Here is a 26,270-nt window from a genome sequence, read left to right as displayed (position 1 = left end):
TCGGTTTACGCGGGGGCTGTCATGCGGAAACTGAGCCGAACAGCGGTGACCCGCCGCTCGGCTGGCTTATGGTGGCGCCATGGACTTCCGCAGACACTTCCGACTTCCCGCCCTGGTCCTCGCCGCCGGGCTCGCCCTGCCGCAGGCCGTCGCCGCCCAGGTCGCCGTCGAGGCTGCGCCCCTGCCGGCGCTGGATCTCTTCTCCACAGCAGGGCGCGAGACGGGCCTGCCGGCCGACCTTTGGCGCGAGGCCTCGGCCGCGACGGCCTCGACCGTGATCCCTCTGCTCGCGCAGAAGCCGCTGTCCCCGGCCGCCGCCGCGCTGGCGCGCCGCGTCCTGGCCACCGGGGCGCAGGGACCGGAAGGCGGCGGAAACGATCCGGCCTTGGCGGCGGCCAGGGCCCAGGCGCTGGTCGCCCTGGGCGACGCCGAGGCCGCCCGCATGATCCTCCAGCGCACGGCCCAGGTGGAGCGCAGCGAACCGCTCTCCCGTGCGGCGGCCGAAGCCGCCCTGCTGGCGGGCGACGAGCAGGGGGCGTGCGACGCCGCCGAGGCGCTCACCACCGACCGCGACCGCATCTACTGGCTGCGCCTGCGCGCCTTCTGCCAGGCCCGGGCCGGCGAGACGGCCGCCGCCCAGCTGACCTTCGACCTGGCCCAGAGCGTCGAACGGGACGCCGCCTACGGCCGCCTGATGGGCGCCAAGCTGGCCGGCGTCGGCGATCCTGGCGCGCCGTCCCTGCGCAACGGCCTGGACTACGCCCTCTCCCGCAGCCTCGGGCTCGATCTGACGGCGGCCGAGCCTGCGCCCGCCGTCGCCGCGGCGCTCGCGCCGGAGACGCCGCTCGAGGCCCGCTGGACCTTCGTGGCCGGGCCTGGCCCCGTCTCCGCGGCCATGGCGGTGCTCGCCCAGGGCGACCTGGCGCTGGCGGAGAATGTCCGCGCCACCCTCGTTCAGGACGAAATCCCGGAGGCCGGCGCCTTCGACCTCGCCCTGCTGGACGCCCTGATCGCGGCGTCCGCCGGCCGTGAGGACCGAGCCACCCTCGATCGCCTCGTCGAGCGGGGCGGGATCGGCGAGGCCAAGGCGCGCGCCCGGGCTCAGCAGGCCGCCGCCATCTTCGCCGCCCTGGGCTCGCCCATGAGCCCACAGGCCCGCGGCGAGTTCGCCCGCTTCGCCATCGGCGAGGCCAAGGCCCCTGAAGCCCGCACGCTCGCCTTGGCGCTGGCCTCCGAACGGCGCCTCCCGGGGGAGACCGCGATGCTGGCGCTCTGGATCGCCGCAGAGGCGGGCGCCGCGGGGCCCGCGCCGGCCGACCGAACGCACATCGTCCGCGCCCTCAAGGCTGCGGGCCTGGACCAGCACGCCCGCGACTTCGCCGTCGAAGGCCTGCTGGCTCTGCGATGAGCGGCGCGAACGCGCAGGGCTGGATCGAAGCCTTCCTGGAGATGATGGCGGTGGAGCGCGCCGCGGCGCGCAACACGCTGACCGCCTACGGCAAGGACCTTGCCGACGCTCAGGGCTTTCTCGCCGCCCGCGACTCAGACCTCGCCGTCGCCGCGGCCGAAGACATCGAAGCCTATTTCGCCGCCCTGGCCGACCGCGGTCTCGCCGCCTCCACCGCCGCCCGCCGCCGGGCGTCAGTGCGCCAGTTCTATCGCTTCGTCCTGGGCGAAGGCTGGCGCAAGGACGATCCCTCGCGCCGGGTCGACGCGCCGAAGAAGGGCCGGCCCCTGCCGAAGATCCTCAGCCGCGAGGAGGTGGACCGCCTGATCTCCGCCGCAGGCGCGCGGGACGGGGCGCAGGGCCTGCGGCTCGCCTGCATGGTGGAGCTGATCTACGCCTCGGGTCTGCGGATCTCGGAGCTGACGGCGCTGCCGCTGGCCGCCCTGGCGCGCGATCCGGCCTATCTGATCGTCAAGGGCAAGGGCGGCAAGGAGCGGCTCGTGCCGCTGAACGCGCCCGCCCGGGCGGCGGTGAAAGCCTATCTTGAGGTGCGGAAGGCCTTCCTGCCGAAGGGGGACGCGGCCAATCCGTGGCTGTTTCCTTCGCGGGGCAAGGGCGGGCGGCTGACGCCCCGGCGCTTCGCCCAGCAGCTGGACGAGGCGGCCGCCGACGCCGGGATCGATCCGGCTCGGGTCAGCCCCCACGTGCTGCGTCACGCCTTCGCCACCCATCTGCTGGAGGGCGGCGCCGACCTGCGGGTGGTGCAGACCCTGCTCGGTCACGCCGACATCGCCACCACCCAGGTCTACACCCACCTCGCCGGCGACCGGCTTCGGGAGGTGGTTGCAACCAAGCATCCTCTCGGACGTAAGCGCTAGCATGCAGGGCGACCTTCAGCAGCTCGAGGAGCTGGTGCTCTTCACCGTGGGCCGGACGCCTGTGACGCTGGGCGGCGTGGTCGCGGGCTTGCTGGTGATCCTGGCCGCCATCGTGATCGCCCGCTTCTCGGCGCTTGGCCTGAGGCGTCTGCGTTCGCGGGCGCGCTACGGCGGGGCGGCGCTCTACATCGTGGAGAAGCTGATCACCTACGGGGTGATCATCCTCGGCCTGATCGCAGGCCTGTCCACGGTCGGCATCGACTTCTCCTCGCTGGCCATCTTCGCCGGGGCCATCGGCGTGGGCGTCGGCCTGGGCCTGCAGGGCGTGGTGAAGGAGTTCGTCTCCGGCCTCGTCCTGATCTTCGACCGAGTGGTCAATATCGGCGACTATGTGGAGCTGGAGAGCGGCCAGCGGGGCCAGGTGCAGGAGATCGGGCCGCGGGCCACCCGCATCCGCAACAACGACAATATCGACATCATCGTCCCCAACTCGCACCTGATCGAAGGCACCCTCGTCAACTGGACCCTGCATGGCGCCACGCGGCGCATCCATATTCCGTTCGCCGTGGCCTACGGCGCCGACAAGGAGAAGGTGCGCGACGTGGTGCTGGCCGCCGCCCGGGCGCTGCCCTTCACGCAACCCGACACCGAGAGCCAGAAGAGCCAGGTGTGGCTGGTCGGCTTCGGCGATTCGTCGCTGAACTTCGAGCTGCTGGTCTGGCCGGACCTGCCGGCGGTGAAGCGGCCCAACGCCATGCACGCAGCCTACACCTGGGCCATCGACGACGCCCTGCGCAAGGCCGGCATCGAAATCCCCTTCCCGCAGCGTGACGTGCGCCTGCGCGGTCTGTTCGGCCAGGAAGGGGAGGCGGCCCTGTCGGCCCTGCGCCTGGAACACCCGGAGCCTGCGGCGCCCGAGCCGGCGGCCCGGAGCCGCAGCACGAACGACGCGGCCAAGGACATCCAGCGGCCGCTGCCCGAACCGGATCCGGAAGCCGAGGCGATGCCGCCCGACGGCGCGCCGCCGTGACCAACGGGCCCAAGCGTTCGGCGACGCACTTGTGACGCGGGGGGATCGCGCCTAACTTCGCGCGCTTTCGTGCACAGCCAGGGACAAAGTGACCTCGATGGCCGCCCACTATCTCGAGTTCGAGCGCCCCATCGCCGATCTCGAAGCCAAGATCGAGGAGCTCCAGCGTCTGTCGGAGACCGCCGAGGCCGGCGCGCTGGACGCCGAGATCGACGCCCTGCGGGCGCGCGCCTCGGAAATGCGGGTCAAGGCCTACGCCAAGCTGGACGCCTGGCAGAAGACGCAGGTCGCCCGCCATCCTGACCGGCCGCACTTCGTCGATTACGCCGAGGCGCTGATCGAGGACTTCGTCGAGCTGCGCGGCGACCGCAAGTTCGCCGACGATCAGGCGATCCTGGGCGGCCTGGGCCGCTTCCGGGGGCGGCCCGTGGTGGTCATGGGCCACGAGAAGGGCCGCGACACCGTCGGCCGCGTGAAGCACAATTTCGGTTACGCCCGGCCCGAGGGCTATCGCAAGGCGATCCGGCTGATGGAGATGGCCGAGCAGTTCAACCTGCCGGTGGTCAGCTTCGTCGACACGCCCGCCGCCTATCCGGGCGTGGGCAGCGAGGAGCGCGGCGTGGCCGAGGCGATCGCCCGCTCGACCCAGAAGGCCCTGATGCTCGGCGTGCCCATGGTGGCCGTCGTCACCGGCGAGGGCGGCTCGGGCGGCGCGCTCGGCATCGCCTGCGGCAGCCGCGTGCTGATCATGGAGCACGCCATCTATTCGGTGATCCCGCCCGAAGGCGCCAATTCCATCCTCTGGCGCGGCTCGCGCACGGCGGAAGAGGCGGCCAAGGCGATGAAGATCACCGCCCAGGATCTTCTCAAGATGAAGATCGTCGACCGCATCGTCCCCGAACCGCCGGGTGGCGCGCATTCCGATCCCGCCGCGGCCATGGCCGCCGTCGGCGATGCGGTGGAGGAAGAGCTTTCCGCCCTCGACGGCGTCGCCTCCGACGTCCTCCGCGCCAAGCGGTCGGAGCGCTTCTACGCCATCGGACGGTCGGGCCTGTGAGCGACTTCGGCGGCTGACCTCAGGTCGCCGCTTGCCTGAACGGCGTTCAAGGTCTTGAGTGCGTCCAAACAGACGTTTGGGAGGACGTGATGGCGCTGAAGACCCGTTTCACCGAGATGTTCGGGGTCGAGCATCCCGTGGTGCAGGGCGGCATGCAGTGGGTCGGCCGCGCCGAGCTGGTGGCCGCCGTGGCCAACGCCGGGGGCCTGGGCTTCATCACCGCGCTGACCCAGCCGACGCCTAAGGACCTGGTCAAGGAGATCGAGCGCTGCCGGTCCATGACCGACAAGCCCTTCGGCGTGAACCTGACCATCCTGCCGGCCATCAACCCGCCGCCCTATGCGGAGTACCGGCAGGCGATCATCGATTCGGGAATCAGGATCGTCGAGACGGCCGGCAACAAGCCCGCCGAGCACGTCGAGGAATTCAAGAAGCACGGCATCCTGGTGCTGCATAAGTGCACCGCCGTCCGCCACGCCCTGTCGGCCGAGCGGATGGGCGTGGACGCCATCTCCATCGACGGTTTCGAATGCGCCGGTCACCCCGGCGAGGACGACGTGCCGGGCCTGATCCTGATCCCGGCCGCCGCCGACAAGGTGAAGATCCCGATGATCGCCTCGGGCGGGTTCGGCGACGGACGCGGCCTGGCTGCGGCGCTCGCCCTGGGCGCCGAGGGCATCAACATGGGCACCCGCTTCATGTGCACGGTGGAAAGCCCGATCCATGAGAACGTGAAGCGCCAGATCGTCGAAAACGACGAGCGCCAGACCGACCTGATCTTCCGCACCATGCACAACACCAGCCGCGTGGCGCGCAACGACATCAGCCGCAAGGTGGTGGAGCTGGAGCGCTCGGGCGCCAAGTTCGAGGACGTGCGCGAGCTGGTGGCCGGCTCCCGCGGCCGCGTCGTCTACGAGACCGGCGATCCCGACCACGGCATCTGGTCGGCGGGTCAGGTCCAGGGCCTGATCCACGATATTCCCACCTGCCAGGAACTGGTCAGCCGGATCGTCAAGGAGGCCGAGGAGATCATCCAGGGCCGCCTGACGCGCATGCTGGGACACCGGACCCTGGCGCCGGCCTGAGGGCCTTAGGCGGTTGGCGATCCCGCGGGCGACTGTAATCTGGCGGCTGTTCCCTTCATGAAGAGTCGCCGTGCCGTCCGCCGCCGTCCGTCGTTCTGAGGCCGATCAGCTCATCGAGACCCTGCACACGGTCGCGGCCGATCCGGCGCTTTGGGAAAGCCTCGTCACCGCCCTGGCCGACGCGCCCGCCGATGCGCCGTCCGAGACGGACATGGACGGCTTGGAAGACGCGCCGGTCGGTCCTCCGGCCGTGGGCCTGCTGCTGCTGGCCGCCGACGGCGCCGTCGTGGGCTGGAACGCCGCGGGCAAGTCGCTCTTGCGGGGCAAGCTGGGGGCGGACGACGCCGCGGGACGGCCGCTGTTCAGCCCGGCCAATCACGAGGCGCTGGTCGAGGCCCGCCGTCGGCTCGGGGAGACGGGCGCGGCCCAGGTCATCGTCCGTCTGGTCCAGGCCGAGGACGAGGATCCGCGGTTCGCCTATGTCGGGCCCATTGAGGCCCTGCCGGCTATGTTGCGACAGGGCGTCGAGGGCAGGGAGGCCCCTCGGGCCAAGGTCGCCGTCATCTTTCCGGCGCCGGAAAACACCGACCGGCTGTGGATGACCGTCCGCGCCAGTTTCGGCCTCACCGCCGCGGAGACCCGGCTGGCGGCGCGCCTCAAGGCGGGCCGCACCCTGAAGGAGGCCGCGGACGACCTAGGCGTCTCCCTCAACACCGTGCGCAACCAGCTGCGGGCGGTGTTCGACAAGATGGGGCTCAACCGGCAGAGCGAACTCGTCCGGGCCCTGGCGCAGCTCAGCGCCTTGTCGAACTCGATCCAGCCGGAGCCCGCCATCGTCTCGGCCAGCGAGGCCGGGGCCCTGATGGCGGCTCCTCCGGTCCGCATCCACCGGCTGCCCGACGGCCGGGCTCTGGCCTATCGCGTATATGGACGGCCGGACGGCCGCCCCTGCATGGTCTTTCACCAGGGGCTGGGATCATCCCTTCTGCCGCGGGGGTCGGACGAACTGGCCCGGGACCTGGGCCTGCGGATCGTCTGCGCGGAACGCCCGGGCGTCGGGCGCTCGGACCTCCATCCGGATCTCAGCCTCGAGGCGGTCGCCGCCGATCTCGGCGACCTGACCCGCGCCCTGGACATGCGTCGCGTGCGGGTGGCGGCGATGATGTATGGCGCCGCCTTCGCCCTCAGCTATGCCGAGGACATGGCCGGCGAGGTCGAGCACGTGCTCCTGGCCTCGGCCCGTCCGACGGGCGCAGCGCCCGAGCGGCCTGAGGACCGGCGCAATCCGTTGGTCCTGCTTCGCCGGCGCATGCTGCGGCTGCGCTGGGTGGCCGGGCCGATGTACGCCGTGTTCCGTCGCCGGCTTTCGCACAGCCTCGTCGAGCGGATGGTGCGGGCCGGCGCATCGGCGCCTGGCGACGGCGCCTACCTCGCCCGCCACCCCGGAGTGGTCGACTTCATCCAGGCCTACATGGGCGAGAGTCTGACGCGAGGCTCAGAGGGCGTCGCCCGGGAAACCGTCCTGCTCGCCTCCAGCGACGGCGCGTCCTGGCCGCGCCTGCGCGCGCCCGTGTCGGTCTGGCACGGCGCGGAGGACACGGTGACCAGCGTGGAGGAGGTTCTCTCCTGGCTCGGCCATGCGCCGCATCAGGTGCGGGTCTTCGACGGCGTGGGCCACTTCCTGCCGCACAAGCACTGGCCCGAGATCATGGGCTGGATGGCGGCCTAGGCGATCGCGCGAAGGGTTCCGGCCAGCTCCTCGACCGCCGCCTCGGTCGTCGCCCAGGAACACATGAAGCGCACAGAGCCGTCGATGAAGCGATAGGCCGCCCAGCCCGCCGCGTGCAGGCGCCTCAGGGCGGCCTCGTCCATCTCCACGAAGACGCCGTTGGCCTCGACCGGGTGGCGCAGCGGAAAGGGCGTGAGGCCGGCCAGCTTCTGCGCCATGGCGTTGGCGTGGGCGGCGCGGCGGACGAACGATCCGTCCTGCAGCATGCCGACGAAGGGGGCGGCGTAGTAGCGGCTCTTGGACGGCAGTTGGCCCGACTGCTTCAGGCGCGCGTCGAAACGGGGGACGAGGTCCTTGCGGAACAGGACGATGGCTTCGGCGGGCGTCATGCCGGCCTTGGTCCCGCCGATGACCAGCAGGTCCACGCCCAGTCCCTGGATCGCCTTGGGATCGAAGCCCGCAGCCATGGCGTTGGCGAGCCGTGCGCCATCCAGGTGGACGCCGCAGCCGCGCCCGCGCGCCGGGCCGATCAGGGCGCCCAGGTCGTCGGCCGAATAGACGGTTCCATATTCCGTGGCCTGGGTGAGCGAGAGCGCCGCCGGCGGCTGGGCGTGGGCGCTTTCCGGCGCCGCCAGCGCCGCCTGCAGCGCCGCCGGCTCGATGCGCCCGGACGCGCCGGACAGGCCGCGGATCGCCAGGCCGTGGCCGAAGAAGGCGGGCGCGCCCGTCTCGTCGGTGGCCACATGGGAGTCCCGATGCGCCAGCACCGCCTCGAAGGGGCGGCAGAGCGCCGCCAGACTGATGGAATTGGCCGCCGTGCCGGAGGTCACGAACCGCACCTCGGCGTCGGCGTCCAGCAGTTCGCGGATGAGGTCGGCGGCGCGGGCGGTCGTCGCATCGGCGCCATAGCTGGCGGCGAAGCCCGCATTGGCGGCGTTCAGCGCGGCGATGGCCTCTGGGGCGGCGGGGGCGGTGTTGTCCGAGGCGAAGTCGTAGCGGGCGATCATCCCGCGCTTCTACCCCAGTCGCGAACGTCCTCAACGAACAGATCCGGCTCCTCCATGGCCGCGAAATGGCCGCCGCGGGGCATGTCGGTCCAGCGGACGAGGTTGTAGGCCCGCTCGGCCCAGCTGCGCGGCGGGGCGGAATAGAGGGGCTCGCCGGGGAAGTTGGCGAAGGCGGTCGGCGTCTCGCAGCGCTCGCCGGGCTTGAGCGCGATCCCGCCCTCCTCCAGCAGGCCGCGATAGTACCAGGCGCCGGTGGCGAACGAGTCGGTCATCACATAGAGCATGATGTTGGTCAGCAGCCGGTCCTTCGGGTGGACCTCGTCGAAGGGTTTGGCCGACAGGTCCGACCAGTCGTGGAAGCGCTCGGCGATCCAGGCCGCCTGGCCCACCGGATTGCCGGCGCCCAGCCAGGCCAGCGACTGGGGCTTGGACGCCTGCAGGCGGAAATAGGCCCCCATCAGGTCCATCATGCCGGCCTGGCGCGTCATCCAGGCGGTCTCGGCCTCGGACTGCGGCCCCCCGGCGGGACGGAACGCCATCATGTTCAGGTGGATGGCCCTGGCGTGCTGGCCGTGATCGTGGCCGAGCCAGGAGGTGATCATCGAGCCCCAGTCGCCGCCCTGGGCGAGATAGGCGGAATAGCCCAGCACCTCGACCATCAGCGTGTTGAAGAGCCGCGCGGTCGCCCGCTGTCCGATCGGCCGCACCGGCTTGGACGAGAAGCCGAAGCCGGGCAGGGACGGGATCACGAGGTCGAAGGCGTCCGACGCCTGTCCGCCGAAGCGGGAGGGAAAGGCCAGCTTCTCGATCGCGCCCCAGAACTCGTAGTGCGAGCCCGGCCAGCCGTGGGAGAGGATCAGCGGCCGCCTTCCCCCCGCCTCGCCCACCACATGGACGAAGTGCAGGTCGAAGTCTTCGACGCGGGCGGTGAACTGCGGGAAGCGGTTCAGTTCGTCGCGCGCGGCGCGCCAGTCGTAGGCCTCGGTCCAGTGGGCGCAGAGGTCCCTCAGATAGGCCGCGTCGCAGCCATAGGCCCAGCCGTCGGGAACCTGCGGGATCGGCGGCCAGGGATAGGCGCGCACCTGGTCCAGCACGGCGGCGACCTGCGCCTCGTCCCAGCGGACTTCGAAGGGTTGGATCTGGCTCAACGGCGCGCTCCCTTGCTCTCTTTCGGACAAGGTGCGACAGGCGCCGCTAAGGGCGTCAAGCCCGATCAGGCCTGGGGGCGCAGACCTCGTGAGATGGCCGAGTTGACCTCGCCGATCAGCTTCCGAGCGCCGCCCGGCGGCAGCTTTCCGGTCATCTCCAGCACGATGCAGCCGTGGGTGGAGGCCCAGAACATCTCGCCGATCCGTTCGGGGTCGCCGGCCAGGTGGCCGCTCTCGACCAGGGCCTTCACATAGTCGCTCATGGTCGCCCGGGCCCGCTGGGCCGCGCGCTTCAGCTCCGGATAGGCGTCCTCGTCCGGCTGGTACATGTCGAACATCAGCTTGTAGGTCTGCGGATGCTCGAAGGCGAAGGTGACATAGGCCTCGCCCACGGCCGCGCCGCGGGCCCGCGCGTCGCCCTCGGTGGCGTAGGCGGTCTCCAGGGCCTCGGCGAACCGGTCGAAGCCCATCGTGCGGACGGCGGCCAGAATGTCGTCCTTGTCCTTGAAGTAGCGGTAGGGCGTCATCGGACTGACGCCCAGCTCGGCGGCGAGCTGGCGCATGGTCACCGCTTCCGGTCCCTTGCCGGCGAACAGCCGCTCAGCCGCCTCGCAGAGGCGTTCGCGGAAGTCGGCGACGTCGGACTCGGTCAGGACGCGGGGCATGGAACTCGCAGGGAAGTTGAGCGGCGCAGGCCGCTCCCCTTCCTGTTACATTTACGACGTAAGCGCAACTGCTTTCGCCCCCCGTGCGCCGGTGGGCCGCGCCCCTGGCTCAGGCCTCGACCTCGAAGGTCATGCCCGCATTGGCGCGCAGCCGCTCCACCAGCTTCATCCCCATGGCTGCGCCAGGCGTCCAGACGCCGCCGGGCGTGTCCGTCGCCTCGGTGATCAGGCAGACCGCGCTCTCGCCGATCATCTTGGAGGTGCAGCCATAGCCCGGGTCCTTGTCGCCGGTGACGGCGACGGTCAGGCGTTCTCCGCCCTCGCCCAGGCCGATGAAGGCCAGGTCGAAGAAGCCGCTCTCGCGCTCCTCCTTGCTGGGCCCTTCGCCGGGCTTGGGGCCGCCCTCGGCGCCGAGGGCGGGGGCCGGCGGGGCGTTGGGGTCGACCACCACCATCTCGTCATAGACGAGGTCCCGCCCATAGGCGTGGCCGGTCAGCAGGTTCGAGCGGTGGACGTTGCGCGTGTTGATCGCCGCCATGACGAAGGGGCCGACGGCGGCGCCCAGGTCGGGATCCTGCTCGACCTTGTCGCCCTTCGGCTGCTCGGGGCCCTTGAAGCCCGGGGTAAGGGCGAAGGGGTCGGTCATCAGGGCGATCAGGCTGGGATCCTTGGCCAGAGCGGCCATGGTCGCCTTCAGGCTGGCCGCCGTGCCGCCGGAGAAGCCGCCCTTCATCTTGCGCACCCGGCCCTTCACGCGCGGCAGGGTGTGGCCGAACCTGGCCTTGGCCGCCTCCTCCAGGAAGAAGACGCCGAGTTCGAAGGGGATGGAGTCGAAGCCGCAGGAAAAGACGATCCGCGCCCCGCTCTTCTTCGCCGTCTCGTGGTGGGCGTCGATCATGTGGCGCATCCAGACCGGCTCGCCGCACAGGTCGAGATAGTCGGTCCCGGCCGCAGCGCAGGCGGCGACGAGATCCGAGCCATAGAGCTGATAGGGGCCGACGGTGGTGATGACGGCCTTGGCGCGCTCGACCATGGCCTTCAGGGAGGCGGCGTCGTCGGCGTCGGCGACCACCAGCGGCGTCTCGGCCGGGGCGCCGATCTCGTCGCGGACGGCGGCCAGCTTGTCGGGGCTGCGCCCGGCCATGGCCCATTTCACGTCCTTGCCGACGCCGTAGCGCTTCAGGAGGTGCTCGGCCACCAGCCGGCCTGTGAAGCCGGTGGCGCCATAGACGATGATGTCGAACTCGGCGTCCTTACGCATGTCAGGCGTCCTCCGTCTGGTCCTGGGCGACGAAGCCCGGCCAGTTGTTCATGTAGGCGATGAAGGGATCGCTCAGCCCCTCGGCGCGCAGGTGCGCGCGGGTGACGGGCAGGGCGACGGGCGTGAAGCCGGGATCGGCCTTGGCCTTCTCCGGCCAGTCGTGGTGCAGGATGGCGCCGCGTCCGATCAGGGCGTAGTCGGCGCCGTCGGCGAGCACCTGGCGCGCCTGCGCGGCGCTCATGATCTTGCCGGCCACGCCCAGGCGCACCTGGGCGCGCGGCAGCTCGGTGAAGTAGGACATCAGCGAACGGCCCTTGAACGCCTCCTCCGCCGGCTCCTTGAAGACGTCCCAGAGCGACATGTCGAGGAAGTCGAGCTCGGGCGCCTGCAGCATCTCGCCGGCGAAGGCGATGATGTCTTCGAGCTGCAGCCCGAAGCGCTCGGGCGAGAGGCGCAGGCCCAGCAGGAAGTCCTCCCCACAGCGGGCGCGCACGCCGGCGACGATCTCGCGCACGATCCGCGTGCGGTTCTCCAGCGATCCGCCATAGGCGTCCTCGCGTCGGTTCAGGGCCGGCGAGAGGAACTGGCAGAGGATGTAGCCGTGGGCGCCGTGGATCTCCACGCCGTCGAACCCGGCGCGCTTGGCCCGCTCGGCGGCGGCGATGAAGTCCTCGACCAGCTGCGCCACCTCGTCCCCGGCGAGCGCGCGGGCGCCGGTCTCGGCGTCGTCGGAGGGACAGACCGGCGCCTCGCCGATCAGATCCTTGGGCGCGCGGTTGCCGGCGTGGTGCAGCTGGACCACGGCCAGGCTGCCCTGCGCCTTGATGGCGGCGGCCAGGCGCGTGAGGCCCGGCAGGTGGTCGTCGGAAAAGACGCCGAGCTGGCCCGGAAAGCCCTGGCCGATCTTCTGCACGTGGGCCGCGCAGGTCATGGTCAGGCCGAAGCCGCCCTTGGCCCGCAGGGTCAGCCAGTGGAACTCCTCGTCCGACAGGGTCCCGTCCGCATGGCTCTGGGTGTTGGTCAGGGGCGCCAGCATCAGCCGGTTCTTCATCGACGCGCCGTGGGCGAAGGCGAGCGGGGCGAAGAGGTCGGGACGGTCCATGGCGGCTCCTCGGATGATATCTGATCGCCCATCACATAGACCGGCGCGGCCGTCAGACGAAGGGCGTCGTAACGGAAGCCGGCTTGTTTCCCCCCGCCGGCCGCGTCATGCAGGGGCGGATCGGCGATCCACGCTGGCGGGATGGGAGGCAGGATGAAGGCCGTCTGGTACGACCGCACGGGGCCGGCGCGCGAGGTGCTGGTGGTGGGCGAGCGCCCGAAGCCGGAGCCTGGCCGGGGCGAGGTGCTGATCCGCGTGCGCGCCTCGGGCGTGAACCCCTCCGACGTCGGCATGCGGGGCGGCGTCAGCGGCGCGCCCATGGCCTATCCGAAGATCACCCCCAACAGCGACGGCGCCGGCGTGGTCGAGGCGGTCGGACCCGGCGTGGCGCAGGCCTGGGTCGGCCGGCGGGTGTGGTTCTACAACGGCCAGCGCAACGGCCGCGCCTTCGGCTCTGCGGCCGAATACATCGAACTCGACGTCGACCTGATCCGCGAGCTGCCCGATGGCGTCAGCTTCGCGCAGGGCGCGACCCTGGGCATTCCCTGCATGACGGCGCACGTGGCCCTCTTCCTGGCGGGACCCGTGCAGGGCCGCACCGTCCTGGTCACCGGCGGGGCCGGCGCGGTCGGCCACTACGCCGTCCAGCTCGCCAAGTGGGCCGGCGCGAACGTGATCGCCACCGTCTCGGGCGAGGCCAAGGCCGAGCGCGCCCGCGCGGGCGGCGCCGATCACGTGATCAACTACAGGACCGAGGACGTCGCCGCCCGTGTGCGCGAACTGACCGGCGGCCAAGGGGTCGACCATGTGGTGGAGGTGGACTTCGGCGGCAATGTCGCCACCAGCCTCGCCTGCGTGCGCCCGAACGGCTCGCTCGCCTACTACGCCACCAAGGGCGACCGGGAGCCGCGGATCCCGGCCGGCGCCCTGATGGGGCTGAACCTGCGCATCCAGGGCGTCTACCTGCCCGTCAGTCCGCACGAGGCGCGGCGACGCGCGCAGGACGACATCACCCGCTGGATCGGGACGGGCGATCGGCTGCTGTCGGTCTCGGCGACCTTCCCCCTGGAAGCCTGCGCCGCCGCTCACGAGGCGGTGGAGGCGGGCGACAAGGCCGGCACCGTGGTGGTCGAGCCGTGACGGCGCCGGAAGACGCCATCCGCGCCCGGCGGCGGCTGACCAACAAGCTGATCGCGGGCAAGGACGCGACGCGCCTGCGCCCCTTCTTCGATCCCGCCGTCGTGGTGATCGTCGGCGACGGGTCGCTGATCACCGGCGCCGAGGCGGTCGTCCAGGCCTTCGCCGCCCAGTTCCAGGACCCGGACTTCACGGCCTATGTCCGCACGGCGGACGAGGTGGCGGTCGCCCACGACGGCGAACGCGCCGCCGAGCGCGGAACCTGGGTCGCCGTCTCCAGGAGCCGCGGCGAACACATCTCCGGCTGGTACCTGGCCGCCTGGAAGAAGGTCCGCGGCCAGTGGCTGATCGAAAGCGAGACCTTCGTCACCCTGACGGAGCGCTAAGCGCTGGTCTTCAGACCAGCGCCCCGTGGCAGTGCTTGAACTTCTTGCCCGAGCCGCAGGGGCAGAGGGCGTTGCGGCCGGTCTGCTCCCAGCCGGCGGGCAGGGAGGAGATCGGCAGGGCCTCGCGCTGCTCGCGCGAGAGACCGGCGGGCAGGGCGCCGGCGGTGGCGGCGTTCTCGCCGGTCAGGGGGTCGAGGTGGACCTCCATGAGGCGGCCCGGCGGCGGGGCGGGCGGGGGCTCGGGTTCGGCGATAGAGAACTCCACCGTCATCAGCCACTTGGTGACGTTCTGGCGCAGGTCGACCAGCAGCTTCTCGAAGAGGGAGAAGGCTTCGGTCTTGTACTCGTTCAGCGGATCGCGCTGTCCGTAGCCGCGCAGGCCGATGACGTTGCGCAGGTGGTCGAGGTGCATCAGGTGCTCGCGCCACTGCAGGTCGATGGTCTGCAGCAGGAAGCTCTTCTCGATGGCCCGCATGTTCTCGGCCTGGATCATGGCCTCGCGCTCCTTGGCGCGGGCGTCGGCGGCCTTGCTGATCCGCTCGTGGATCTCCTCGTTGGCGATGCCTTCCTCGGCCGCCCACTCCTTGATGGGCAGTTGCAGGCCGAGCAGTTCGCGCACCCGCTCGTCCAGGCCCTCGACGTCCCACTGCTCGGCATAGGCCTTGGGCGGCAGGTGACGGGCGACCAGGTCCTTGATGGTGTCGGCCCGCATCTCGTCGATGACCTCGGTGAGGTCCTTGGCCTCCATGAACTCCTGGCGCTGCTCGAACACGGCCTTGCGCTGGTCGTTCACGACGTCGTCGTACTTCAGCAGGTTCTTGCGGATCTCGTAGTTGCGCTGCTCGACGCGCTTCTGGGCCGTGGCGATGGCGCCGTTCAGCCACTTGTGGGTGATGGCCTCGCCTTCCTGGACGCCGAAGGTGCGCATGATGGCGTCCAACCGGTCGCCGGCGAAGATGCGCAGGAGGTCGTCTTCGCAGGACAGGAAGAACTTCGAGCGGCCCGGGTCGCCCTGGCGGCCCGTCCGGCCGCGCAGCTGGTTGTCGATCCGGCGGCTTTCATGGCGCTCGGTGCCCAGCACATAGAGGCCGCCGGCGGCCAGCGCCTTGGCCTTCAGGTCGGCGATGTCGGTCTCGATCTCCGCCCGCTTGGCGGCCAGGGCGTCGGCGTCCGGTTCGATGCCCAGGCCCAGCTGCTCCTCGCGCCAGCGCGAAAGCCGCATGTCGACGCTGCCGCCGAGCTGGATGTCGGTGCCGCGGCCGGCCATGTTGGTGGCGATGGTCACCGCGCCCGGCACGCCGGCGTCGGCCACGATCACGGCTTCCTGCTCGTGATAGCGGGCGTTCAGCACGTTGTGCGGAATGCCCTTCTGCTTCTTGCCGTCGACCTCGAACTCATGGGTCTTCAGCAGCTCCGAGAGCAGCTCGGACTTCTCGATCGACACCGTGCCGACCAGGATCGGCTGGCCGCGGACGTAGCAGTCCTCGATCTGCTTGAGGATCGCCAGGTTCTTCTCGCGGGCGGTCCGATAGACCTCGTCGTCCTCGTCCACGCGGGCGATGGCCCGGTTGGTGGGGATCTCGACGACCTCCATCTTGTAGATGTCGCCGAACTCCTGGGCCTCGGTGGAGGCCGTGCCGGTCATGCCCGACAGCTTCTTGTAGAGGCGGAAGTAGTTCTGGATCGTCACCGAGGCCAGGGTCTGGTTCTCGGGCTGGATATGGGCGCCTTCCTTGGCCTCGATGGCCTGGTGCAGACCTTCCGACAGGCGGCGGCCCTGCATCATGCGGCCGGTGAATTCGTCGATCAGGATCACTTCGCCGGCGCGGACGATGTAGTCCTTGTCGCGGGTGTAGAGCACGTTGGCGCGCAGGGCCTGGTTGACGTGGTGCACCACCGAGACGTTGGCCGGATCGTAGAGGCCCGCGGAGTCCTCGGCCAGGTGGCCGCCGGCTTCCAGAATCTCCTCGATCTTCTCCGAGCCCTCCTCGGTCAGCAGCACCTGGCGCTGCTTCTCGTCGTGATCGAAGGTGGACGGATCCTTGATCAGCTCCTTCACCAGGGCGTCGATGGTCTTGTAGAACTCGCTGCGGTCCTCGGTGGGGCCGGAGATGATCAGCGGGGTGCGCGCCTCGTCGATCAGGATGGAGTCCACCTCGTCGACGATCACGAAGTTATGGCCGCGCTGGACCATCTCGCCGGTCTCGTAGACCAGGTTGTCGCGCAGATAGTCGAAGCCGAACTCGTTGTTCGTGCCGTAGGTGATGTCGGACCGGTAGGCCTGCTGCCGCTGGCCCTGCGACAGGCCATGGACGATGACGCCCACGCTCATGCCCAGGAAACGGTAGATCTGGCCCATCCATTCGGCGTCACGCTGGGCCAGATAGTCGTTGACCGTGATGGCGTGGACGCCCTTGCCCTCCAGCGCGTTCAGGTAGACGGGCAGGGTGGCCACCAGGGTCTTGCCCTCGCCGGTGCGCATCTCGGCGATGCCGCCGCGGTGCAGGACCATGCCGCCGACCATCTGCACGTCGAAGTGACGCAGGCCGATGGTCCGCTTGGACGCCTCGCGGACCACCGCGAACGCCTCCTCCAGCATCTGGTCGAGGGTCTCGCCCCTGGCGAGGCGCTCCCGGAACTCCGCGGTCTTGCCCCGGAGCGCCTCGTCCGACAGGGCCTCCATCTGAGGCTCCAGCGCGTTGATCTTGGCGACCCGCGCCTGGAAGGCCTTGACCTTGCGGTCGTTCGTGGAGCCGAAGAGCCGTTGGAAGAACATATGTGGGGGCGTCCGAGAATGCGGTCGATGCGGGCTCACGGGGCGTTTCGCACGGCGCGCCGTCTGACCTTCGCCGGCCCGGAGTCCGCTCAGTTGAGCGAGCGCGAGACTTAAGCAGCGACCCCTTGAGTGTCAACGCAGGCTCGTCCCCTGGGCGACCTGGCGCGGCCGGCGGCCCGGCGCTGGGGCCTCGTCAGCCCACCGCCGCCTCGGGCGAAGGCTCGGCCGCGACCAGGGCCATCATCGTCTCGATCAGGCGTTGCGGGCTGATCGGCTTGGCGACGTGCGCGTCCGCGCCGGCCGCCAGCGCCTCGGCCACGTGGTGGGCCATGGCGTTGGCTGACAGGGCGATGACCGGCGTGCGGCGCGCGCCGTCGGCCGCTTCGGTCCTGCGGATCGCGGCGGTCGCGGTCAGCCCGTCCACCACCGGCATCTGCAGATCCATCAGGACCACGTCGAAACGGTCCGGGGCGAAGGCGTCGAGCGCCTCCTGGCCGTTCTCGGCGTAGGTCACCTGCGCCTCGACCATCTCCAGGATCATGGCGACGATCCGGCGGTTGTTCGGGTTGTCCTCGGCGACCAGGACGCGCAGCGGCCGCAGCGCCTCCAGATCGGGCGCCTGAGGCTCGAGACCGTCACCGGCGGCCCGCCGCGTGCGGAACGCGCCGCGGAAGGTCGAGCCCTCGCCCGGGACGGAAGACCAGGTGATGTCGCCGCCCATCAGGCGCGCCAGCGAGCGCGAGATGGTCAGGCCAAGCCCCGTGCCGCCGAACCGCCGGGTGATGGAATCGTCGACCTGCTCGAAGCGGCTGAACAGCCGCTGCGACTGTTCGGCGGAGAAGCCGCAGCCGGTGTCGGCGACCGTCATCTCGATCTCGACCTCCTCGGCGCCGCACGGGCGGGCGTCGATGTGCAGGCTCACGCTTCCGGCCTCGGTGAACTTCACCGCATTGCTGAGCAGGTTGGCCAGGATCTGGCGCACGCGCAGGCTGTCGCCGACGAAGCGGCCCGACGCGGCCTCGGTGATCATTCGGTGGAAGACGAGGCCCTTCTCGCCGGCGCTGGCGGCGAAGAGATCGATCACCGGCGCGAGGTCCGGCGCCAGGTCGAAAGGCTCCGACGCAATCGCCAGATGGCCGGCTTCGATCTTGGCGAAGTCCAGGACATCGTTCAGCAGGCGCTCGAGCATGCGGCCCGAGTCCGCGATCAGGCGCGTCATCTCCGCCTGGCGCGGATCGAGCCTGGTCAGGGCCAGCATGTCGGCCACGGCGGTGACGCCGTTCAGCGGCGTGCGGATCTCGTGGCTCATATTGGCCAGGAAGCGGGACTTGGCCTCGCTCGCCTCCACGGCGGCGCGGCGTTCGGTCTCCGCCAGGTGCGCGGCTTCCGCCAGGCGGCGGCGCTGGGCCTGGGCGAGGGTCTGGGAGATCAGCAGGCTGAGCCGCGAGACGAGGGCGCCGTCCCGCGCCGAATAGGCGCCCGGCTTGTGGGACTGCAGCACCAGAAGCCCCTGGCCGGCGCTGGCCGAGACCGGGGCGTAGATGCCGCCGCCGGGGAGGGGCGCCAGGCCCTCGCACTGCGACCATTCCGGCGGCCGTCGGTTGTCCGGGACGACGGCCGCCCGGCCGTTGGCGACGCGACTGAAGAAGCCGCCCGCCGGCCAGCGGGCGCCGACCGCGGCCGGATCGGTGGCGGCGGTGCAGACGAAGCTCTCCCCCTCGGGCTCCAGGATCAGGGCCAGGTTGAAGGCGATGCTCCGGCCCAGGGTGTCGAAGGCGCGCTGCAGCAGGGCGGCCGGCTCCTCCTCGCCTTGCAGGGCCTCGAGCCCGTTCAGGATCAGGTCCTGCTCGCGGATCCGCTCGGCGAGCGCCGCCTCGATCTGCTTGGCCGACGCCAGGGCCTCGCGCAGCTGCTCCTTGTCCAGGTCGACCATGTCAGCCGAAGGTCAGGGCTGAGACCATGAGATTTCCGTGCCGGTTGCAGGAGTCGACGATCGCCCCCTGCTCGCCGAAGGTGAAGGCGCCCAGGAACGGCGCGCCCGGCATCGCGGCGCGGATCTGGTCGACCACCTCGTCCATCTGCTCGCGCACGTGGAGCATGCAGCCGCCGCAGTAGATGACGAGGCCCCCCAGGGTCTCGGCCCGGCGCCAGCCGCCCATGGCGCAGGCGTCCTCCACCACCAGGCCCGCCCGCTTGACCAGGGAGTCCGGCGATCCGCGCATCAGGTGCACCACGTCGCCCGTGCGGATGTCGGTGAACAGCGACAGGTCGCCGCCCGTGCCGAGAAGGGCCGGGTGGGACAGGACGAACATCGGCACCCCCTGGACCTCGGCGGCGACGCGCCCGAGCGGGGTTGGCGTGCTCTTGGCCAGGATGGCCCCGGAGGCTGCGGCGTCGACCACGCCGTCTGTCCAGGCGCTGTAGACCTCGGCGGCGGGGCGGTGGTCGATCTCCAGCACCTGGCGGGCCTGGGCTCGGGTGACCAAGCCGTAGCGGCCCGTCGGCGCATAGCCGCTCTGGAAGGCCGCGCCGTGGCCGCGGGTGGGGAATAGGACGGCGATGACCACGTGGTCTTCCAGGGCGCCCTGCGCCGAGAACTGCCGCCAGGCGCCGGCGATCGCCTCGTCGGCCGAGCTGCCGCCGATGATCGGGGTCCGTTCGCCGATCACCGACTGGACGCCGGCCAGCACCTCTTCCTCGCAGCCCGGGGGCTGGCAGCACCAGACGAGGTCGGGAGTTTCGAAGTCGCGGCCGGCCGCGGTCAGGGCGCGCTCCACCGCCTCCGCGCCGGCGCGGCGGGCGTCCTGGGCGACAGCCGAGACGCCCACGCCATAGGCCCCGTCGGGATCGAGGACGCCGAGCAACCCCACCGCCCCGTCGGGGCCGGCGTGAAAGCCCGCCTCGGTCATGACGCCGCCGCAGGAGGTGCCGCCGACGATCTGCGTCCCGGGCGCGAGAGTGGCCAGGGTGTCGATGAGGGCCGGGTGGGCCTTGTGTTCGGTGGTGTAGAGGACGAGCAGCTGGGGGTCGGCGCCGAGACGGGCGATCAGGCTGCGATAGGCCTCGAGGGCGGCTTCGGCCGGACCCTCGGCGAGGCTATAGGCGGAAGCGATCCGCATGTGCGCTCCGGCGTCATTCTGGCCGCGCGTCCGTCCCATGGACGCAGAAGAGGCCAAGACTAGGCGAGGAGCGTTAAAGAAACCCTTGGAGGCGGTTGGTTATCCAACCGCCTCCGCAGGATGCCGACGATGTCTTAGTAGACTTCGAACAGGCCGGCCGCGCCCATGCCGCCGCCGATGCACATGGAGACCACGACGTTCTTGGCGCCGCGGCGCTTGCCTTCCTGAAGGATGTGGCCGGCCAGGCGGGCGCCGGTCATGCCGTAGGGGTGGCCGATGGCGATGGAGCCGCCGTTCACGTTGTACTTCTCGGGATCGATCTTCAGCTCGTCACGGCAGTACAGGCACTGCGAGGCGAAGGCCTCGTTCAGTTCCCACAGGTCGATGTCGTCGACCTTCAGGCCGTGGCGCTTCAGCAGGCGCGGAATGGCGAAGACCGGGCCGATGCCCATTTCGTCGGGGGCGCAGCCGGCGACGACCCAGCCCTTGAAGGCGCCCATCGGGTTCAGGCCCTTCTTCTCGGCGGCCTTGGAATCCATGATCACCACGGCGGCGGCGCCGTCCGACAGCTGGCTGGCGTTGCCGGCGGTGATGAACTTGCCCTCGCCGCGGACGGGCTGCAGCTTGGCCAGGCCTTCCAGGGTGGTGTCGGGACGATTGCACTCGTCGCGATCGACCGTGTAGTCGACGATCGTCTCTTCCTTCGTCTCCTTGTTGACCTGCTTCATCTTGGTCTTCATGGGGACGATTTCGTCCTTGAACTTGTTCGCCTGCTGGGCCGCGGCCATGCGCTTCTGCGACTCCAGGGAGTACTCGTCCTGGTACTCGCGGCTGATCTTGTAGCGCTCGGCCACCACGTCGGCGGTGTCGATCATCGGCATGAAGATGGCCGGGTACTGCTGCACCAGCGCCGGGTCGATGTTCTCACGGCCGCCGCCGCCGCCCGGGATGGACAGCGACTCGACGCCGCCGGCGACCACGGCGTCGGCGCCGTCGTTGCGCACGTAGTTCGCCGCCGTGGCGATGGTGTTGAGGCCCGAGGAGCAGAAGCGGTTGACGGTCGAGCCCGAGGTGGTGATCGGCAGGCCGGCCAGCAGGCCCACCTGACGGCCGAGGTTGCCCGCGCCGTGGGTCACGTTGCCCATGATGCAGTCCTCGATCTCCGCCGGGTCGAGACCGGAGCGCTCCACCGCGTGCTTCACCGCATGCGCGCCCATGCTCATTGTGGGCGTCATGTTGAAGCCCCCACGGCCCGACTTGGCGAGCCCGGTGCGGGCATAGGAAACGATTACGGCTTCGCGCATACGAAATTCTCCCAAATGAATGCGATCGGGCGACGCGCTTGTGCTGCGGTCCCCTTGGCCTGATCGCCGCAACCTTTGCATCCCGCGAGGGAAATGGCTAGGGACGGACTTCGCCCTCGGCCTTCCGACGGGCGTCAGGGAAACCGGCCATGATGCGTGAAAAGCCCTTTCGTCTCGGCGGCTTGGCCGCCCTCCTCGCGGCGCTGGGACTGGCGCTCGCCGCCTGTGGCGACCGCGGCGGCGCCGAACGCCCGCCGCAGCCCGGCGACGAGGCGGTCGCCCGTGTCGACGGCAAGACGGTCTGGGCCTCGGACGTGAAGCGCGAGGCGGTCGCCCAGGGCCTGATCGGCGAGGGCGAGCCGCTGGACATCTCGTCCGACCTGTTCCGGCGCGTGCTCGACGAGGTGATCGACCAGAAGCTGCTCGCCGCCGAGGCGCTCGAGCGCAATCTCGACGAGGATCCGGTGGCGCAGCGCCGGCTGGCCGCAGCCCGCGAACGGATCCTGGGCGACATGCTCGTGGAAAGCGTCGTCTCCGACGCCGTCAACGAGAACGCCATCCGCAGCCTCTATCAGGAGCAGCTCAAGCTCGCCCGGCAGTCCGAGGAGATCCGCGCCCGCCAGATCGTCGTCGCGACGCAGGAGGAGGGCGAGGCGATCAAGAACCTGCTGGCCACCGGCGCCTCCTTCGAGGCCCTGGCCATGGAGCGCTCGACCGACGCGGCCACGCGCTTCAACGGCGGCGACCTCGGCTATTTCACCACCGACGTCATGCCCGAGGCCTATGAGGACGCGCTGAAGACCGCCAAGGCCGGCGAGGTGGTCGGCCCCTTCGAAGTGGAGGGCGGCTGGGCGGTGGTCCGTATCGAGGACCGCCGGCTGGAAGAGCCGATCACGCTGGAGGCCGCCCGGCCGCAGATCATCCGCTTCCTGACCTATGACCAGGTCCGCGACCTTCTCGAGAAGCTGCGCGGTCGCGCCAAGGTGGAGACCCTGATCGGGGCGGCCGAACCCGTGCCGGGGGCGCCGGTGGAGCCGGCCGACGCCGCGCCGGCCCCCAAGGCCGCCCCGGCCGAGAAGGCCCCGGCGGCCAAGGCCGCGGAGAAGACCGGAGGGGCCGACTGATGGCGCGCAAGCCCGCAGATCCCGCCCCCAAGGCCAAGTCCCGCTCGAAGACGTCGGAGGGCTCGACCCGCCCCGTCGAGGTGGTCGGCCAGACCATCGAACGGGCCCTCGACCCCCTGGCCAGCGCGCTCAAACGGGCCGCCCTGAAGCGGGCCGACAAGACCAGCCGCGCCTTCGACGCGCCAGCCGCTCCGGCCGCGGCCGCCGCACCCGCCAAGGGCGCCCTGCCGGTCTCGCCGCTCGCCGTGCCCTTTCCGAAGATGCCGCCGATCGCCGGCGTCCGCATGGCCACGGGGCGCGCCGGCTTCTACAAGCACGAGCGCGACGACCTCCTCGTCATGGCCTTCGATCCCGGGACGACGGTGGCTGGCGTGTTCACCCGCCACGGCGTCGGCTCGGCGCCCGTCGACTGGTGCCAGAAGCAGCTGGCCGTCACCAAGGGGACCGAGGTCCGCGCCCTGGTGGTCAACGCCGGCTGCGCCAATTCCTTCACCGGAAAGCCGGGGGCCGACGCGGTCCGCCGCGTGGCCTCGGCCGTGGGCAAGCGCTTCGACTGCCGGCAGCGCGACGTCATGGTGGCCTCCACCGGCGTCATCGGCGTCCTGCTGGACGACGCCAAGATCATCCAGCGCCTGCCCGACGTGGAGCAGAAGCTGACCGAGGACGGCTGGACCGGCGCGGCCCGCGCCATCATGACCACCGACACCTTTCCCAAGGGCGCCTATGCCGAGGCGACCATCGACGGGACCAAGGTGCGCATCGCCGGCATCTGCAAGGGCTCGGGCATGATCGCGCCCGACATGGCCACCATGCTGGCCTTCGTGGTCACCGACGCGGCCATCGCCGCGCCGGCCCTGCAGACCCTGGTCAGCCTCTATGTGCGCACGACGTTCAACGCCGTGACGGTGGACGGCGACCGATCGACCAACGACAGCCTGATGCTGTTCGCCACCGGCCAGTCCGGCGCGCCGAAGATCTCGCGGGCCGGCGACAAGCGGCTGGCCGACTTCCGCGACAAGCTGGAAGGGGTGCTGCTCGACCTCGCCCTGCAACTCGTGCGCGACGGAGAAGGGGCGACCAAGTTCGTCAAGATCACCGTCGCCGGCGCCGAAAGCCCGGCCTCGGCGCGGAAGATCGCCCGCACCATCGCCGAGAGCCCCCTGGTCAAGACCGCCTTCGCCGGCGAGGACGCCAACTGGGGCCGCATCGTCATGGCCGTGGGACGCGCGGACGAGCCGATCAACCGCGACCAGCTGTCGGTCCGCTTCGGCGACCACTGGGCGGCGCAGGACGGCCTGATCTCGCCGACCTACGACGAGGAGAAGATGAGCGCCTATATGAAGCGCCAGGAGCTCGAGGTCTTCGTCGACGTGGGCGTCGGCCGCGGCTCGGCCACCGTCTGGACCTGCGACCTGACCAAGCAGTACGTAGCCATCAACGGCGACTACCGCTCCTGAGGCGCAGGCGGCTCAGCGCGCGGCGGCGAGCGCCTCGCGCAGGGCCTTCTCCGAATAGGGCTTGCTGATCACGGTCACCCGGGACAGCGCCTCGGGCAGGTCGGCCTGATCGCCGAAGCCCGTGCCGAAGGCGAAGGGCACGCCCATCTCCAGCAGCCGTTCGGCCACCGGAATGGAGGTCTCCGTTCCCAGGTTGAGGTCGAGCATGGCGAAGTCCGGCCGCGCCTCGTCCAGGGCCGTCAGGGCCGCCGAGACGGTGGAGGCCACGTCCACCTGCCGCACGCCCAGCTTCAGCAGCACGCCCTCCAGGTCGAGCGCGATGATCATGTTGTCCTCCACGAGGAGGACGTGGGCCGGACCCGAGACCTGAGCGCTCTCGCGGGTCGAGGGCGCCGGGCCGGCGGCGCGCGACACCGACTGGACCACGAACCGGCCGGGGATGCGCAGGGCGACCGACAGACCCTCGGGCCGGAAATCCACCATCGCCTCGCCCCCCAGTTCATGCGGGATGGAGCGTTCGATGATGGTTGAGCCAAAGCCCCGCCGAGTCGGCGGCCTGACGGCGGGGCCGCCCTCCTCGCGCCACTTCAGCTCCAGGGCCCCGGCGCCGTCCACCTCCCAGGAGACATGGACCTTGCCGCGGCTGTCGCAGAGCGCGCCGTACTTGGCCGAGTTGGTGACCAGTTCGTGGATCACCAGCGAGAGGGTCGAAAAGGCCTGGGGCTCGATCAGCACGTCGGGGCCCGACAGGACCAGCCGCTCGGCCTTGGCGGCGAGATAGGCCTCGGCCTCGCCGCGGATCAGCTCGGTCAGGGCCCCGGGACCCCAGTGATGCTGGGTGATCTGGTCATGGGCCCGGGCCAGGGCCTGCACGCGCCCGGAGACCACCTCGAAGAACTGCTGGACGGTGGAGGCGCCGTCGCGGCTCTGGGAGATCAGTCCGCGGATCAGCCCGAGGATGTTGCGCACCCGGTGGTTCAGCTCGGCGATCAGGATTTCCTGCCGGTGCTGGGCCTTGCCGCGCTCGGCGTTGGCCAGGTCGGTCAGGCGGAGCACCACCTCCAGCAGGGTCAGGCGCAGGCTCTCGACGGCGGCCAGTTCGGAGCCTGTCCAGGGCCGGGACTGGCCGCGCACCGTCTCCTTCCACTCCTCGAAGCTCTGGCGCGGCGTCAGCCGCGCGCCCAGCGGCCCGACGCTCACCGGCTTGTTCGGATCGCCCGCCCAGGTCACCTCGCGGACCACCTCGCCCCGGAAGAAGAGCATGTAGTCGCCAGGCTGGCGCGAGACGGGCACGGCGACGACGCCGGCGGCGACGTCGCGCCAGTCGGCCGCCTGCGGCAGCAGGGCCGAAAGGTGGTGGGTGTGGAAGACGGCGTCGCGCCCCTGGGCGTCGAGGAAGCCGATGAGCTGTTCGAGCGGCTCGCCGGCCAGCACCTTTCCCAGGCTCGCCGTCTGGCCCGCCATGTGGAGGGCGAGGCCGTCGCAGCCCGCCAGGCCGCAGAGTTCGCCCAGGAAGGGCGTGATGCTCTCCGGCCCGGAAGCGCTGGCCGCGACCGCGCTGATCAGGCGGTCGTGCAGGTTGCGCGCCCTCTGGACGTGCTGGGCCTCGGCCGCCTGTTCGCGGCTCTCGAGCATGTAGGAGAAGATCTGGCCGAACAGCTCGGCTGCGGTGCGCCGCTCGTAGGAGACGTGGTGCGGCCCATAGTGATGGCAGGCGAACAGCCCCCAGAGCCGGCCCTGCCGGAGGATGGAGACCGACAGCGAGGCGCCGACGCCCATGTTGCGCAGATACTCGATATGGATCGGCGAGACCGCCCGCAGCATCGACATGGAGAGGTCGAGCGGCTCGCCCGTGGGGCCGAGCGCCGGGCGGATCTGGGGGGTCACGGCGTCGACATCGGCGATGATGCGCAGCCAGTTGCGCTCATAGAGGGCGCGGGCCTGCTGGGGAATGTCGGTGGCGGGATAGCGAAGGCCGAGGAACGAGCCGATGCCCGGCCGCACGGACTCGGCGACCACCTCGCCCGCGCCGTCCTGGTCGAAGCGGTAGACCATGACCCGGTCGAACTCGGTCAGGGCCCGCACCTGCCGCGCCGCCTCGTGGAACAGGTCCTCCAGCGACTTCCGCTCCGCCACGCGGTTGGCCATGGAGCGGACGGCCGAGGCCGCCTCCAGGGAGGAGTCCGCGCGGCTCGGCTCGGCCTCGATGACCAGCAGGTCGCCGGAATAGTGGACCGCCACGTCGAAGGGCTCGCCGCCCGGCCGCAGGGCCAGTCCGAAAACCCGCTCGACCGCGTCGGCGCCGCGCATGATCTGCAGGCGGCCGCGGATTTCGTGGATCGCGTGACCGTCCAGCACCTGGGTCAGGGACTGCCCGATGAGGTCGTCGGCGGGCAGGCCGAGGAACGCGACGGCGTTGTCCGAGGCATGCGCGACGATCCAGTCGCGGGACACCGCCAGCAGGAATCCGAATGGCTGGACCGCACCCAGGATGTGGATCGGTTCGCGGTCGCAATTTGTCAGGTCGACATCGGCCAAAAGGTCGGCACTCGCTGGCG

Annotated in this window: 20 protein-coding genes; 10 read left to right on the top strand and 10 right to left on the bottom strand. The window is 70.7% G+C overall.

Features of this window, described 5'->3' with window-relative positions; translation table 11 throughout:
• Window positions 1-79 precede the first annotated feature (79 nt).
• The 6 genes from H2041_RS10380 to H2041_RS10355 all read left to right on the top strand — a co-directional run bounded on the left by H2041_RS10380 (window position 80) and on the right by H2041_RS10355 (window position 7,226).
• Complete coding sequence (locus tag H2041_RS10380; protein WP_293412328.1) at window positions 80-1,408, top strand: hypothetical protein; 1,329 nt, start codon at window positions 80-82, stop codon at window positions 1,406-1,408.
• The gene (locus H2041_RS10375) at window positions 1,405-2,325 is read left to right on the top strand and encodes a site-specific tyrosine recombinase XerD (protein WP_293412326.1); all 921 of its coding nucleotides are present in this window, start codon (window positions 1,405-1,407) and stop codon (window positions 2,323-2,325) included. The genes H2041_RS10380 and H2041_RS10375 overlap by 4 nt, the downstream gene beginning before the upstream one ends.
• Window position 2,326: 1 nt before the next feature.
• On the top strand, window positions 2,327-3,355 hold the full coding sequence (locus tag H2041_RS10370) for a mechanosensitive ion channel domain-containing protein (RefSeq protein WP_293412324.1): 1,029 nt from the start codon (window positions 2,327-2,329) through the stop codon (window positions 3,353-3,355).
• Between the two features lie 97 nt (window positions 3,356-3,452).
• Window positions 3,453-4,412 carry an acetyl-CoA carboxylase carboxyltransferase subunit alpha gene (locus tag H2041_RS10365; protein WP_293412322.1) on the top strand — a complete coding sequence of 320 codons (960 nt, stop codon included), beginning with the start codon at window positions 3,453-3,455 and terminating at the stop codon, window positions 4,410-4,412.
• An 89-nt stretch (window positions 4,413-4,501) separates the two neighbouring features.
• The gene (locus tag H2041_RS10360) at window positions 4,502-5,497 is read left to right on the top strand and encodes an NAD(P)H-dependent flavin oxidoreductase (protein WP_367133444.1); all 996 of its coding nucleotides are present in this window, start codon (window positions 4,502-4,504) and stop codon (window positions 5,495-5,497) included.
• Window positions 5,498-5,567: 70 nt separating this feature from the next.
• On the top strand, window positions 5,568-7,226 hold the full coding sequence (locus tag H2041_RS10355; RefSeq protein ID WP_293412320.1) for an alpha/beta fold hydrolase: 1,659 nt from the start codon (window positions 5,568-5,570) through the stop codon (window positions 7,224-7,226).
• Here the strand turns inward: H2041_RS10355 and H2041_RS10350 are convergent.
• From H2041_RS10350 to H2041_RS10330, 5 genes are all read right to left on the bottom strand, one after another.
• Window positions 7,223-8,233 carry a low specificity L-threonine aldolase gene (locus H2041_RS10350; RefSeq protein ID WP_293412318.1) on the bottom strand — a complete coding sequence of 337 codons (1,011 nt, stop codon included), beginning with the start codon at window positions 8,231-8,233 and terminating at the stop codon, window positions 7,223-7,225. The genes H2041_RS10355 and H2041_RS10350 overlap by 4 nt on opposite strands.
• Complete coding sequence (locus H2041_RS10345) at window positions 8,230-9,381, bottom strand: epoxide hydrolase family protein (RefSeq protein WP_293412316.1); 1,152 nt, start codon at window positions 9,379-9,381, stop codon at window positions 8,230-8,232. The genes H2041_RS10350 and H2041_RS10345 overlap by 4 nt, the downstream gene beginning before the upstream one ends.
• Window positions 9,382-9,446: 65 nt before the next feature.
• Complete coding sequence (locus H2041_RS10340; RefSeq protein ID WP_293412314.1) at window positions 9,447-10,046, bottom strand: TetR/AcrR family transcriptional regulator; 600 nt, start codon at window positions 10,044-10,046, stop codon at window positions 9,447-9,449.
• 109 nt (window positions 10,047-10,155) lie between these two features.
• Complete coding sequence (locus H2041_RS10335) at window positions 10,156-11,307, bottom strand: saccharopine dehydrogenase NADP-binding domain-containing protein (RefSeq protein WP_293412312.1); 1,152 nt, start codon at window positions 11,305-11,307, stop codon at window positions 10,156-10,158.
• A 1-nt stretch (window position 11,308) separates the two neighbouring features.
• The gene (locus H2041_RS10330) at window positions 11,309-12,409 is read right to left on the bottom strand and encodes an NADH:flavin oxidoreductase (RefSeq protein ID WP_293412310.1); all 1,101 of its coding nucleotides are present in this window, start codon (window positions 12,407-12,409) and stop codon (window positions 11,309-11,311) included.
• A gap of 153 nt (window positions 12,410-12,562) precedes the next feature.
• Between H2041_RS10330 and H2041_RS10325 the strand changes: the two genes are divergently transcribed.
• Together H2041_RS10325 and H2041_RS10320 are read left to right on the top strand one after the other, a co-directional pair.
• Complete coding sequence (locus H2041_RS10325) at window positions 12,563-13,549, top strand: NADPH:quinone reductase (protein ID WP_293412308.1); 987 nt, start codon at window positions 12,563-12,565, stop codon at window positions 13,547-13,549.
• On the top strand, window positions 13,546-13,932 hold the full coding sequence (locus H2041_RS10320) for a nuclear transport factor 2 family protein (RefSeq protein ID WP_293412306.1): 387 nt from the start codon (window positions 13,546-13,548) through the stop codon (window positions 13,930-13,932). Before H2041_RS10325 ends, H2041_RS10320 begins: the two co-directional genes overlap by 4 nt.
• 10 nt (window positions 13,933-13,942) lie before the next feature.
• Here the strand turns inward: H2041_RS10320 and secA are convergent, their stop codons facing one another.
• The 4 genes from secA to H2041_RS10300 all read right to left on the bottom strand — a co-directional run bounded on the left by secA (window position 13,943) and on the right by H2041_RS10300 (window position 21,131).
• Window positions 13,943-16,708 (bottom strand): preprotein translocase subunit SecA, encoded by a 2,766-nt coding sequence (gene secA / locus H2041_RS10315; protein ID WP_293412304.1) that lies wholly within the window; start codon window positions 16,706-16,708, stop codon window positions 13,943-13,945.
• Between the two features lie 193 nt (window positions 16,709-16,901).
• Window positions 16,902-18,641: an ATP-binding protein gene (locus H2041_RS10310; RefSeq protein ID WP_293412302.1), complete on the bottom strand. Its 1,740-nt coding sequence runs from the start codon at window positions 18,639-18,641 to the stop codon at window positions 16,902-16,904.
• Between the two features lies 1 nt (window position 18,642).
• On the bottom strand, window positions 18,643-19,827 hold the full coding sequence (locus tag H2041_RS10305; protein ID WP_293412300.1) for an FIST N-terminal domain-containing protein: 1,185 nt from the start codon (window positions 19,825-19,827) through the stop codon (window positions 18,643-18,645).
• A 134-nt stretch (window positions 19,828-19,961) separates the two neighbouring features.
• The gene (locus H2041_RS10300; protein WP_293412298.1) at window positions 19,962-21,131 is read right to left on the bottom strand and encodes an acetyl-CoA C-acyltransferase; all 1,170 of its coding nucleotides are present in this window, start codon (window positions 21,129-21,131) and stop codon (window positions 19,962-19,964) included.
• A 149-nt stretch (window positions 21,132-21,280) separates the two neighbouring features.
• Between H2041_RS10300 and H2041_RS10295 the strand changes: the two genes are divergently transcribed.
• Both H2041_RS10295 and argJ read left to right on the top strand, forming a co-directional pair.
• Window positions 21,281-22,255, top strand: coding sequence for a peptidylprolyl isomerase (locus H2041_RS10295; protein ID WP_293412296.1), 975 nt, complete (start codon window positions 21,281-21,283; stop codon window positions 22,253-22,255).
• On the top strand, window positions 22,255-23,712 hold the full coding sequence (gene argJ, locus H2041_RS10290) for a bifunctional glutamate N-acetyltransferase/amino-acid acetyltransferase ArgJ (RefSeq protein ID WP_293412294.1): 1,458 nt from the start codon (window positions 22,255-22,257) through the stop codon (window positions 23,710-23,712). Before H2041_RS10295 ends, argJ begins: the two co-directional genes overlap by 1 nt.
• 12 nt (window positions 23,713-23,724) lie before the next feature.
• On the opposite strand, the gene H2041_RS10285 is transcribed toward argJ, so the two are convergent.
• On the bottom strand, window positions 23,725-26,250 hold the full coding sequence (locus H2041_RS10285; protein WP_293412292.1) for an HWE histidine kinase domain-containing protein: 2,526 nt from the start codon (window positions 26,248-26,250) through the stop codon (window positions 23,725-23,727).
• Window positions 26,251-26,270 lie beyond the last annotated feature (20 nt).

It is taken from the genome of Phenylobacterium sp. (assembly GCF_013911965.1).
GTDB lineage: Bacteria > Pseudomonadota > Alphaproteobacteria > Caulobacterales > Caulobacteraceae > Phenylobacterium.
Note: the sequence above shows the minus strand (reverse complement) of the source record. Positions and strands in the feature narration are given on the sequence as shown.